General features: G+C 68.0%; 7 protein-coding genes. 4 read left to right on the top strand and 3 right to left on the bottom strand.

The annotated features are described in order from the left end of the window. Positions 1–29 precede the first annotated feature (29 nt). From F4Y45_02080 to F4Y45_02070, 3 genes are all read right to left on the bottom strand, one after another. Positions 30–2,780, bottom strand: coding sequence for a TonB-dependent receptor (locus F4Y45_02080; protein MXY23294.1), 2,751 nt, complete (start codon positions 2,778–2,780; stop codon positions 30–32). A gap of 110 nt (positions 2,781–2,890) precedes the next feature. Next, positions 2,891–4,285, bottom strand: a complete 1,395-nt coding sequence (locus tag F4Y45_02075) for an L-serine ammonia-lyase (GenBank protein ID MXY23293.1) — start codon at positions 4,283–4,285, stop codon at positions 2,891–2,893. 476 nt (positions 4,286–4,761) lie between these two features. Next, positions 4,762–7,809 (bottom strand): TonB-dependent receptor, encoded by a 3,048-nt coding sequence (locus tag F4Y45_02070; GenBank protein MXY23292.1) that lies wholly within the window; start codon positions 7,807–7,809, stop codon positions 4,762–4,764. A gap of 203 nt (positions 7,810–8,012) precedes the next feature. Between F4Y45_02070 and F4Y45_02065 the strand changes: the two genes are divergently transcribed. The 4 genes from F4Y45_02065 to F4Y45_02050 all read left to right on the top strand — a co-directional run bounded on the left by F4Y45_02065 (position 8,013) and on the right by F4Y45_02050 (position 13,014). Further along, positions 8,013–8,900: a hypothetical protein gene (locus F4Y45_02065; GenBank protein ID MXY23291.1), complete on the top strand. Its 888-nt coding sequence runs from the start codon at positions 8,013–8,015 to the stop codon at positions 8,898–8,900. 35 nt (positions 8,901–8,935) lie between these two features. Then, positions 8,936–10,333: a cytochrome c gene (locus F4Y45_02060; protein MXY23290.1), complete on the top strand. Its 1,398-nt coding sequence runs from the start codon at positions 8,936–8,938 to the stop codon at positions 10,331–10,333. Positions 10,334–10,577: 244 nt separating this feature from the next. Further along, a complete protein-coding gene (locus F4Y45_02055) occupies positions 10,578–11,378 on the top strand; it encodes a hypothetical protein (GenBank protein ID MXY23289.1) in 801 nt (266 codons plus the stop codon). 61 nt (positions 11,379–11,439) lie between these two features. Next, positions 11,440–13,014 carry a tannase/feruloyl esterase family alpha/beta hydrolase gene (locus F4Y45_02050; GenBank protein MXY23288.1) on the top strand — a complete coding sequence of 525 codons (1,575 nt, stop codon included), beginning with the start codon at positions 11,440–11,442 and terminating at the stop codon, positions 13,012–13,014. Positions 13,015–13,041: the final 27 nt, after the last annotated feature.

The following is a 13,041-nucleotide window of genomic DNA, read 5'->3' as shown; positions in this document are numbered from 1 at the left end:
CGGCGCACCAGCCCGTCCCCAGAGGCCGACTAGTTCCCGAATGCGTACCGGAAACGCACGCCGGCGCGTCGCGGCGCGAGCACGTTGGCAAAGTAGCGGCGCGACAGGAAGCCGTCGTCCGTGAGGCCGATCTTGCCGGGTGTCAGGCGCACGCCGGTCACCGCGTACTCGTCAAGCAGATTCTCCGCGTAGAACGTCAACCTCCAGTCCCCGCGCGCTATCGACGCCGACAGGTTGTGGAGGTCGTACGCAGGCAGCGCCTCGCCGCCCGCGCGCAGCCCGATCCGGGTGAAGACGTCGCCGACATAGGTATAGCCGTACAGCAGTTCGACCGCGGTGCCGCTACCCAGCAGTGTCGCGTACGACGCGAGCAGGCTTCCCTGATTCCGCGGCGCGCCTGACAGTCGGTCGCCTTCGAAAGCGTCTGCCCCGCCGTCCAGCAGCCCGGGAGAATCCTGGCTCAGCTTCGCGTCGGTGAACGACCACGATCCACGGAAGCGCAACGCGCTCGTCAAGCCCGCGTTCGCGGCCAGCTCGACGCCGCGGCTGACGGCGGCGCCGCCGTTCAGTGTGATCGGTTCTGCGCTGAACGGCGTGAGCCCGGCCACCTGAATGTCCTCCCAGTCGACGTGAAACAGGGTCCCGCTGAGAGTGAACCGCTCGTTGTCCCACGAGCGCCGCACCCCCACCTCGTAGTTGCTGGTCGTGTCGGGCCGGATCAGCGCCTGATCGGCGTAAATGCAGCCGGACTGGGGCGGGTCGTTGGCCGGATCGTCGTCCGTCAGCAAAGCGATCTCGTCCTCGTTGCACACCCGGAAGTTGTTGCCGCCGCCGATCCGGTAGCCCTCGGACCGGGCGAAGTAGACGTTCGTCGCGTCGTTGATGCGGTAGCGGACGCTTGCCTTTAGCAGCATGCCGCTGTCGTCGGACGCGAAGTCCGTGAACGGCGAGTTGTACAGCGGGGTATACGGAAACTCCGTGAGGTTGCCGGTCTCGATGCGGTAGCCGAACCAGCGGCCGCCGCCGGTCAGCCGCCACCGCTCGCCGAGGTCACGTGAGATTTCCCCGAACAGCGCGCGCTCCCGGACGTCCTGTACGCCCAGGCTGTAGTACTCGACCGGCTCGCTCACAGCACGCCCGCTGAGGATCGGCGTGACGCCGGAGAATCCGGTCAGCCCGGGAGCGAACTCGTGGCTCGTGCCGCGGCTCTCGTAGTCATTGAAGAAGCCGCCGCCGACCCAGTGCCACGGCCCATCGCCGGTGGAGACGAGGCGCGATTCCCAGTTGAACCGCTCCTCGCGGCTCTCTTCCCGCGTGTAGGCGCTGAAGGCGCGAAAGCTGGACGTCAGATCGCCGGCAGAGACGGAAGGGTCGATCGCCTGCGCCCGCGCCAGGGCCGGGAACCGGCTGGGCAGCAGCCCCGCGATGCCGAACTCCTGGATTAGCAGGTCGGTCTGGTCCCGTTGCCCCAGCGCTTCAAACTGCGAATAGCCGGCGGCTATCGTCAGTTGCGCAACACCCAGCTCCCAGTTCAGTTCGAGGCTCAGCAGCTCGTTCCTGCGATCGTTCGGTTCGAGGTAGCGGTGGGCAGCGGCGTAGCGCCCGGTTTCGAAGGCGCGGGCGTGGTTGATCTGCCGCGCGCCCACGCGCTGATCCTGCAGGTGGTACGCCAGGAGCGCCGAGAAGTTGGGCCCAGCCTGCCACAGCAGCGAGAGTCGGGCTGACAGGGTCTCTTCGGTGTTCGCATCCGGCTGCCGCCGAAGGTTCGCCGCAACCACCTCGGGATTGGCCAGGTCCGGCTCCGGCTCGGAGACACCCGGCGTCTGGATGAGATAGTCGTAGTCGATGAACCCTGGGTCCGAGTACCGATCAACCGAACCGCGGATCGCCAGCCGGTTCGCCACGAGCGGGAGGTTGAACGTAAGACCAGCATCGGAACCGGCCGCCGCGCTGTGCGAAAGGCCGAACAGGTCTCCCCGGACTTCGAAGGTGCGCCGCGCGGTATCCGGCCGCCGCGGGAGATAGCGCACGGCTCCCGCCAGGGTTCCCGCGCCATAGAGCGTCCCCTGGGGTCCAAGCAGCACCTCCACCCGCTCGACATCGTGCAGCCGAAGGTCGACGGCGAGAGGAATGTCACCCAGGTACGTGGCTACGCCGTTGTTGTAGTTGTTGCCCGCCTGTTCCGATGCGTTAATCGCATCGGTGTGGAGGCCGCGCACGATCACGACGTTGCTCCCGCGCGCGCCCTGATCCACGACGGTCAGGCCGGGCGTCCAGCGCGCCAGCTCCGTCAGATTCCCGATGGCCCGCCGCTCGATGTCCGCGCCGGTCACCGCGGAAATGCTCATCGGTACTTGCTGGAGCGGTTCCTCGATCCGTGTCGCGGTGACCACCACGGCTTCGTCGAAGGTGGCGAGCCGTAGCGTTATGGGCGGCAACGCGACCGGATCGGCGGCAACTGCGATGGCGTCCGTCGTCACTTCTCCGAAACCGCTGAGGAACGCCGTGACCGTGTACGTGCCTGACGCCAAGCCCTGGAACGCGAACCGGCCCGTCGCGTCGGTGAGGATTTCCTGCGAAACGCCCGGCCCGCCGCGCAATGTCACGGCAACGCCGGGCAGAACGGCGCCGGTCTCGTCGGCGACGATGCCGCTGACCGCCGCCGATTGTGCGGCGGCGAGCGGCGCGGCGATGGTGAACCCGAGAAGCGCGACGCCGAGACTCGCCAGAAGAGTCCGGGAACGGCGGGTCAGCCGCCGAAGTGACGGGAAACCAGCCATAGCGCCGCGAGAACCACGACCTGGACGACTACTACCGCAAGGTAGGTGCGCTTCACGCGTGGAGTATATGCACAGAAGCCCCAGCCCGACGGCGAGAAGGGAGGGCGCGACTAGCACTCGATGATGCTGACCGGCACACTGACGGCATGCATCGCCAGTCCGCCGCGGGAGGTTTCCTTGTACTTCTCCTGCATGTCGCGGCCGGTGTCCCGCATCGTCCGGATGACCTTGTCGAGAGAGACGAAGTGCCGCCCCGTGCCGCGCAGGGCCAGGCGCGAAGCGTTGATCGCTTCCACCGACGCCATGGCGTTGCGTTCGATGCACGGGATCTGCACCAGGCCGGCCACCGGGTCGCAGGTCAGGCCGAGATTGTGCTCCATCCCGATCTCGGCGGCGTTCTCGACCTGGGCGGGCGAGCCGCCGAGCACCTCGGTCAGCGCGCCGGCGGCCATCGAGCAGGCGGACCCTACCTCGCCCTGGCAGCCCACCTCGGCTCCGCTGATCGAGGCATTCGCCTTGAACAGGAGGCCGATCCCGCCGGCAGTCAGCAGAAACCGGACGACGCCGTCGTCGTTCGCTCCGTCACAGAACCGGGCGTAGTAGTGCAGCACGGCGGGGATGATCCCCGCCGCCCCGTTCGTCGGGGCGGTAACGACGCGGCCGCCCATCGCGTTCTCCTCGTTCACCGCCAGAGCGAACAGATTCACCCAGTCAATGACGGCCAGGGGATCGTGGCGCGCGGCGTCCGGCTGACTGTTCAGTTGCCGGTACAGCGTGGCTGCCCGCCGCTCCAGCTTCAGGCCGGGCAACTGCCCGTGGTTCTCGCAGCCCCGCCGCACGCACTGCTGCATCGCTTCCCAGATCCGCAGCAGGCCGGCTCGCACCTCCGCTTCCGGCCGCCAGGCGCACTCGTTGCGCAACATCACGTCGCTGATTGCCAGCCGGTGGTGGCCGCACAGCGCGAGCAACTCCCGGCCCGTGCTGAACGGCAGCGGGAGCGAAGTGTCGCGCTCGGTGAGCACCGCCTGCCCATCAGCGTCCGCGGTTGCCACGAAACCGCCGCCGACGGAGTAGTAGATTCGTTCCTCGACGACGTCGGGGCCCGCGAACGCGACGAAGCGCATGCCGTTCGGGTGCCCGGGGAGGCTCCCACGCCGTTCGAACACGAGGTCTGTCTCCGTGTCGAAGTCGATCGCTTGGCGGCCGAGCAGGGTCAGGCGCCGGTTCTGGTTGATCGTGGCGATCCGGGCCGGGATCCGGTCGATGTCGGTCTGCTCGGCGGTTTCCCCTTCCAGTCCGAGCATCAACGCCTTGTGGCTGCCATGGCCGCGACCGGTCGCGGCGAGCGAGCCGAACAGTTGCACCTGGACGCGCGTGACCCGCTGCAGGCTGCCGGCCGCCTCCAGCTCCAGCCCGAACTGTCGCGCCGCCCGCATCGGTCCGACGGTGTGGGAACTCGACGGGCCGATCCCGATGGTGAAGAGGTCGAAAACGCTGACGGCCATGTGACCGGACGTCCTCTTTCCGTTATAGCACCGTGCGGCGGGTGAGGTGCGGGAACGGGGCAGATCAGGACAGCCGGGGTCTAAGGCTGCCAGAAGATCGAGATAGAGGAAGAGGCTGCTATGTCCAGAAGCGCACTCGTCTTGCTGATTGCAATCTGGTGTGGATCCCTGCTGGCTGTGGCGAGCTGGGCCGGTGCGCAGTGGTCGCGGCCATGGGCGCCGCTTACGGAGCCCGTCGTATTGACGGGTGAGGAAGTCGGGTTCAGGGTTCACGGGATGCACGGAGACAAGCCGATGGGGGTAATCGTCCTCCGTGTGAACGGTGAATGGTTGGAGGCGGAGCTCGGAACGGCTCCGGGCAACGTGCTTCCTCCACAGCCGGCGCCTCCTGCTCCGCCTCCGGCGCCTTCGCCCCCGCCGCGGTAGCCGCCTGGGCCGCTAAGCTGCGCGGTTGGATCGTCCGGCGCGCCGCCAGTTCAGAACCGGACGCTGAGCCCCACCTGGCCGCGGCGCGTATCGCCGAGGCCGCTGCGTAGTGCGCCGTCGAAGTTGAAGAGCAACGATCCGTGCGCGCTGTCGAGGAAGTTGTCGGCGTTCGTCAGGTTGAACACCTCGACTAGCGGCTCTACGACGGCGCCGTTGCGAAGCGTGAAGCGCCGGGAGAACCGGATGTCCCAGGTGAAGAACGCGTTGTCGCGCCGCAGCGTGTTGCGCGTGAGAATGGTGCCGTCCGCACAAATGCGGTCCGACGGCTGTGCCGCCCGCATGCCCCGGTTGGCGCAGGACTCGGAGGCAGGCGAGGCGGAGAGGTAGCGGACCACGTTGTTGAGCTGCAGGTCACCCGGGAGGGCAATAAGCAGGTAGCCGCTCACCTGGTGTCGACGGTCACGATCCGACCATCCGTATTCCGGCGCGAGGTTGCTGGCGTCGGCGTACCGCAGGGTGAACGGATCGCGCTCGTTGTCGTCGTCCGAGCGGTCGAAGGCGAGCGTGTAGTGGGTCTCGAAAGTGACCGGCCGGCTGCGCACCGCGCCGCGCCCGCGCAGTCCGAGGGTGAGGGCGGAATACCGCGAGCGCGCGCTGCTCTCGGCGACGGTCAGCGCGTTGATGCCGCCTCCGGAGGGATGGGTGCCTAGCCCGAACGGGGAGCCGAAGGCCGGATCGTTCCGGTTCACGAACCGGAACAGGTGGTCGGTCCTCGCGTGGATGAACGTGGCGCTTGCCGCGACGCCGCGGCCCAGATCCCGGTCCACGCCGGTGCTGAACGACCAGGTGCGCGGCAGCTCGAAGTCGCGATCGGCAACCTGGATGTCCGGCAGGAACGGGGGTGTCGTGGAAGCGTCGATGAGATGGTCGATGGAAGGCACGGGGCCGAGTACCGGAGCGTCGGCGCTGCTGCGGAACAGAGTCTGCTGAAAGGCGCCATTGGTCGACCGGTGCTGCGCGAAAACGAGCATCGGGATCCGCGCCACATAGGATCCGGCATTTCCACGCACTACCGTCCGGCCATCGCCGGCAACGTCCCAGGCTACGCCGGCGCGCGGCTGGAAGTTGTCGAAGTCGTCAGGAATCCGGCCATCGGACGGAAAGCGTGGGTCGTCGAGGTACGGCGCGAAGAAAGCGTCCTGCGGTTCGACGAAGACCTTCGGGTGCCAGGTGCCTTCCCAGCGGAGCCCGAGGTCCAGAGTCACGCGGTCGTGCGGCTGCCAGGTGTCCTGAATGAACACGCCCAGTTCCTGCGTATCAAGCGCCTGCGCCCCGAGCTGGTTCGAAGGAATTCCAGGCACGGTCACGGCTTGCAGGTAAAGGAGCACAGGGCCTGCCACGTCCGCCCCCGGCGCGCAGACGCCCAGGGCGCTGGACGATCCGTCGGAGCAGGTGACGTAGTGGTTGCCGTGCGTCACAAAGTCGATGAAGCCGTCGACCGAATCGAAGATGTAGCGGCCGTTCGCCAGCCCGACGAACTGCTGCTCCGCGTGGGTCCGGTTGTACTCGAACCCCGCCTTGAAGAGATGACTGCCGGCGGCGAACGAGAGGTTGTCGACCACCTGAAGCCGGGTGTCGAAGTAGGGATCGACGGGAAGGAAGAACGGCAGCCCGATCCGAAAGCCGTCGGCGAAGTCCATCGAGATGTCTGGGAACGGCCGCCCGCCCAGCCGGTCGAATTGTGGCGGGCCGGCAGTCCGCGCGCCGCGCAGCACCGGGCCGTCGTACCGCCGTGGCCGGTCCTCCCGTGCCCATTGGATGCGGAACTCGTTGGAGAGCGCGTTGGTTAGCAGGGAGCGGAGGCTGCCGTTGAGGGCGTGTGAGTACCCGCCTTCGATCCCGTTGGCCGACGCTCCCCAGGCGTCGACGTCGAACGTGCCGTTCACCTGCTCCGCCCACGTGTAGTTGTACTTGACGGAGGCCTGGTGCCGGCCGTCCAGGTTCAGGTCCACCTTGGCGAGGAGCGACCGCGCGTCGTCGGTGCGCCGAATCGGCCCGAACTCGCCGTCGAACAGGCCCGGCCAACGTGTCTGGAGGAACTGATCGAGCCGTTCCAGGTTCGCCCGGTTCACCACATGGCGGGTTGACTGCTTGGTTTCGTCGGACTCCTGCTGGTCATACGCAACGAAAAAGAAGGCCCGGTCGCGGACGAGCGGACCGCCCAGCGTAGCGCCCGCCTGGTTGCGGCCGAAATCGGGTTTCTCACCGCCGCGCGCAGCCGGAAAGGGCGCCGCGATCTCGTCCCACTGGCCGTAATAGTGGGCCGAGCCCGTCAACACGTTGGTTCCCGATTTCGTGATTACGTTGACGAACCCGCCCGCGGAGCGGCCGTACTCCGCCGTCGCACCCTGGTTCACCACCACCAGGTCCTCGATGGCGTCCTGATTGAAGGTGAAGGCGGGCCGCTGCCCGCCGCGCTGCTCCCCGAAGAAGGGGTTGTTGAAGTCGGCGCCGTCGACGATGAAGTTGTTGAAGATGCCGCGCTGCCCCGCGATGTTGAGCTCGTCGCCGTCCGGCCCCTGCGAGATGGAAGTGCCGGGCGTGAGCAGTGTCAGGTTCAGGAAGTTGCGGCCGTTGCTCGGCAGCCCGTCCACCACGTCTTCCCGAATCCGCTGCGAGCGCGTGACGTCCGTCGTGTCGACGGGCGACGGCAGCTTGCTGACGACGGTCACCGTCTCCGCCGCCACGACGCGCAGCTCCACCTCCAGGTCGAGCGTCTCGCCCACACGGAGAACCGCGCCCTCGATTCGCTCCGTGCCGAATCCCGCGGTGGCCGGCGCCACCGTCAGGTCGTAGGCTCCCGGCGGCAGCAGCGTACGCACGAACGTCCCAGAGCCGGAGGTCACCACCGTCGTCACCAGGTCCGTGTCCCGGTTCTGGATGACGATCACCGCGGCGGGCACGGGGTCGCCCGCCGGATCGCTGACAGTGCCCCGGATGATCCCGGTCGTCGTCCCCGCCTGCGCGGCCAAGTGCGCCGCGTTCAGAGCGAGAACGCTAGCCAGCAGTACCGACAGGGTGACGTGGTGTTGCCGCATGCGGACCGGAATCGGTCACCCCAGTATCGCAGACCAGGACTTCGGCCGCACTGCGATTGAAACGCGGTGATGGCCGTCGACCCCCGCTTGGATGTCGAGATCGTGGCCGAGGGACCGCGAGGCCGCTCCGGCATGCGCTATGATGCCGGTTTGTCCGTTCGTGGGACCTCGGCCGGTTGCGCCCACGTTAGCCTCAGCACACGATGAGACCGACAGGAACGCTCGTGCTCGCGCTCGCGGTGGCCAGCGCCCTCGGCGGCGCCGATCTGGCAGCGCAGCGCGCCTCGGAGCGGCGGGTCGCCAACCCGGGCGAGACGCAGTTCGACGTGCAGTTGCTGCGGCCGTCGGGCGGACCCGTGGTGCCCATCTTCGAGGGGTGGTACCGGAACCCTGACGGCACGTTCGAGCTGTCGTTCGGCTACTTCAACGTGAACACCAAGGAAACCCTGGAGATCCCGCTGGGGCCCGAGAACTTCATCGCGCCAGCCGAGTTCGACGGCGGCCAGCCGACGCGGTTCGAGCCGGTCCCGGAAAGCGACCGGCGCCACTGGGGCGCTTTCACGGTGACGGTGCCGGCGGATTTCGGCGATCGCGACGTGGTCTGGACGCTGCACGTCCGCGGGCAGACGCTTTCGGTGCCGGGGCGGCTGACCAGCCCCGCCTATGAGTTGGCCGGTTGGGAGTTTCCGGGACGGTCGACCGTGTCACCGCTGCTGCGTTTCGCGCTGGACGGACCGGCTGGTCGCGGGCCCAGGGGGATTACCGGCAAGCGCCTCCAGGCGAAGGCGGGAGCGCCGCTCGATCTCGGCGCCTGGGTGGCTCGCGACGCCGCGGCCGCCGAGGACGAACGTCCCATCAACGTCAAGTGGTTCAAGCACCAGGGCCCGGGTGACGTCACGTTCGTCGAACGGACCGCCGAGGTCGAGCCGGACGCTTGGGCACAGGAGGGTGGGGCGAAGGTCACTGCCACGGCGACTTTCGCCGAACCTGGCGACTATCTGCTACGGGTGCTTGCGTTCAACGTGATCCGGGAGTTCGAGTTCCAGTGCTGCTGGACCAACGGGTTCCTGCCGGTTACCGTAGTTCCGTGACCGCCGATCGGAGCTGGCAGGGGGAGAAGACGCTCATGGCGAAGTCGGACAGATTGATTGGCTGGCGCGGAAGTCTCGGCGCAGGGCTGGCCGTGGCGCTGCTGCTCGCGGGCGCCGGCGGGGCTCTCGCGCAGTCCGGCGGCACGGGCGCGCCGTCGGCGGCCGACGCGCAGCCCACATTCAGCCGGGACGTCGCGCCCATCCTGCAACGCTCGTGCCAGCAGTGTCACCAGCCCACCGGCATCGGGCCGATGTCGCTGCTCACCTATCGGGAAGCGCGTCCCTGGGCGCGCAGCATCCGGGACCGGGTGGAGAGACGCCTGATGCCCCCCTGGCACCTCGACCAGACCGTGGGCATCCAGGCCTTCAAGAACGACATCTCCCTGACCGAGGACGAGATCGGCACTATTGTCCGATGGGTGGATGCGGGAGCGCCGGAGGGTGATCCGGCCGACCTGCCGGAACCGCTGGAGTTCCCGCCGGCCGACGTCTGGGAGGTGCAGGCCGTGCTTGGCCGTCCGCCGGACTTCATCGTTCGGTCGACGCCCTACACCGTGGTGGCCAACGGACAGGATCAATGGTGGGAGCCGGAGATCGAGTTCGAGGGCTTCGACGTGCCCCGGTACATTCGCGCGGCGGAGTTCAAGCCGTCGTATCCGGTCGGAATCAAGGTCACGCATCACGGGCACGCCGTGTTGCGGGGCGAGGAGCCGGCAGACGGGGAGGAGCGACCGCCGTCGGTGCGACTGGTCGGGATGGGCATCGGCAAGCGTTGGGACGTGTTGCCGGAGGGGGTCGGCAAGCTGCTGCCGCCGGGTCCTGGCTCGGTCCGCTTCAATCTCCACTACTTCCCGGTGGGCGAGGAGGTGACGGAGGTGGCCCAGGTCGGCGTGTGGCTCTACCCCGAGGACGAGGTGCCGGAGAAGGTGACTGCCGGCGAGCGGCAGTTCTATGTTGACGGCACGCATCGCGAGAGGTTGCGCGCCAGCGACATCCTCATTCCGCCGCACGGACATCTGGTGCTCGAGGACCAGTACGTCATGGAGGAGCCGGCGCTGATCCAGAGTTTCCGGCCTCACATGCACATGCGGGGCACCGAAATGTCGATGACGGCGCTCTACCCCGACGGCCGCCGCGAGTTGCTCAGCAGCGTCAACCGTTACGACCATAACTGGCAGATCGCCTACGTCTACGACGAAGACGCGCAGCCACTGTTGCCCAGGGGGACCGTCCTGATGCTACGTTCGAAGTTCGACAACACGGCGGCGAACCGGATCAACCCCGATCCGGATCAGTGGGTCGTGTTCGGGGCGCGGGGGGTCGACGAGATGTCCCACGCCTGGATCGGCATCACGTACCTCGACGAGGCCGAGTACGACGAACTGGCCGCGGCCCGCGAGGGCGCCGGCGGCTCGGCGGAAGAGTCGCAGTAGGCAGCGCCCCGTCTGCAGCGCGGCCGGCATCCGCCGGACCCATTGACCGCCGGGGAGGAACGGCGGACCTGAGTGGTTTCGGCGCGATGCGCCGGCATGCCGGTTCGGGATTGACGATCGCCCCTCGTGTCGATATCGTGCAGTTAGCTCGGTGCACCGCGCCCTCCGGGGGTATACGCGTGATGATGACCGGCAATCCGCCCCGTTCGAGGCCGTGGCGTGCGGGCTTTCCAAGGGAGGCACCATGACCGGAAGGCTCGCTAGCGTGGGCGTCCTGACCAGTGCGCTTCTGGCCGCATGCGGTCCGAGTCCCAGTTTCGAGAGCGTCGCGATCGGCCAGACCGGCGTGAGTGGAGCGGCGGAGGTGTCGGTCCCGGTGCCGCCAGGGGAGAACGAGAGTGGGGATCTCCTCGTGGCGATCCTCGGCGTGCCGGGGAATCCGAATACGTCCGGGCCCGACGGATGGACGGCGGTGCCCGGCTTCGGTGGCTTCAACGGGGCCACGTGCCAGGCGGATGGACAGGGGACCGCGTGTCAACTGGCCGTCTTCTACAGAATCGCCGACGGATCGGAGTCCACCGCCTCCTTTTCCTGGAGCGGCAGGCGGCAGGCGGCAGCTGCCGTGGTGCGGTTCTCGAATGTCGATGTGAACGCGCCGATCGGCGCGGCGGGGCACACGCGCGGGTCGTCGGATACCCCGAACGCGCCGGTGGTCGAAACCACCCGGGACGGGTCCCGCGCCCTGCGGATCGCCGTGGGCGAACTGGACGACGCCGGCCGGTTTCTCCAGGGGGCGGTGGCGCTGACAGACGAACCTCCGCGGGTACGGCTGAGCATCGTCTCGTTTCCCCCCGCGGCGGACGATCCGACGAACGGCTGCGGCCCGCCGTTGTCCGCATGCGTCCAGATCGAGCGTGCCGTGGGGCTGGCGGTCTCGGATACGCGTCACGCGTCGGCCGGCGCCTCCGGCCCGGTCTCGTGGGAGCTCGGCGGCGGCGACCAATGGCTCACGGCTACGATAGAGATCAAGCGGCCGCCCGGGTAAGGGCGCCGACGCTGGACGCCGCTCGTGGCTGCACCCGCGAGTGCTTGTAGGGAGGATTTCCATGCCGTCGATGAATCGAACTTTCCTGGCGCTGCTCACCGCCGTCAGTCTGTCCGGCGCCGCCGCTTGCGCGGCCTCCGGCACGGATGGAGCGGACGCCGCGGATCCGGTCAACGCCTGCGGCGATCTGGCGGCGCTCGACCTGATCGACATGCGCATAGACGCCGCCGAATCGGTCGAGGCCACGGACGGTGTGCCAGCCCACTGCCGCGTCAGCGGGGTGATCGAGACCGAGATCAAGTTCGAGCTGTTGTTGCCGGAACCCGATGCGTGGACCGGACGCTTCCTGATGGGCGGCGGTGGTGGGTTCGTGGGCAGCGTGCAGAATCAGGCCCGTGGTCTCTATGCCTACGGCGGTGGCCCCCTCGAGCGTGGCTACGCGACCGTCGGGACCGATACCGGGCACGAAGGAAACGGCATCCAGGCGTCCTGGGCGCTGAATCATCCCGAGCGCCAGGAGAACTTCGGACACCGGGCGGTGCACCTGACCGCCGAGGCCGCGAAGTCGATCATCGGCCACTACTACGACCGCGGACCCGACTACTCCTACTTCGTCGGCTGCAGCCGTGGCGGCGGACAGGCGATGATGGAGTCGCAGCGGTACCCCGAGGACTTCGACGGTATCGTCGCCGCCGCTCCCGCCTATCACTGGACCGGCATCGCGGCCGGCTTCGTACAGAACCAGCAGGCGATCTATCCCACCGGCGACCTCGACTCGCCCGTCCTGACACCGGACACTCTGGAGTTGCTCGGTTCAAGCATTCTGGCCGCGTGTGACGGCGACGACGGCGTAGTCGATGGCGCCATGACGGATCCGCGACGGTGCGACTTCAAGCCTGCGGATTTGCCCCGCTGCCCCGATGAGGTGGCGGCGGCCGGCTGCGTGACGGCGGCCCAGGTCGCGGCCATCGAGCGCGTGTACGAGGGTCCGACCTCGAACGGCGAGCGGGTCTATAGCGGCTTCAACTACGGTGGTGAAAACGACCGTGGCGGATGGGACTCGTGGGTCGTGGCGGCCGACGCGCGTCGGGCCACGGGCGTCCCGAACGCCCAGTTCGGGTTCGGCACGGAGCTGTTCAAGTACTTCGTCTTCAGCGATCCGGCGTGGGACTACACGCAGTACGACTTCGCCACCTGGGCGGAGGACACCGCCGCCACGGCGGACATCCTGAACGCGACCAGCACCGACCTGAGCGCCTTCCGTGACCGCAACGGGAAGATCATCTACTGGACCGGCTGGTCGGATCTGGCCCTCGCGCCGGAGGGAACGATCGACTACTACGAGCAGCTTGAGGCGGGTGATCCCTCGGCCCGCGACTACGCTCGCCTTTACATGCTGCCGGGCGTGTTGCACTGCGCCGGTGGCCCCGGGCCGGATCGCGTCGACTGGGTGGAGGCGATCCGCGCCTGGGTCGAGGATGGCCACGCTCCGGAGCGCCTCGTGGCGTCCAAGCTCGATGCGGACGGCCAGGTGACGCTCACCCGTCCCGTCTGTCCGTATCCGCAGGTGGCGGAGTACGACGGCAGCGGCGACGTGAACAACGAGCAGAGCTTTCGCTGCGCGACGGCGCCGTGACCCTGGCCCACGACCGGAGGCGGCGCT

The organism is Acidobacteriota bacterium (assembly GCA_009838525.1).
Classification (GTDB): Bacteria; Acidobacteriota; Vicinamibacteria; order Vicinamibacterales; family UBA8438; genus VXRJ01.
This window is presented reverse-complemented; position numbering and strand designations above follow the sequence as displayed.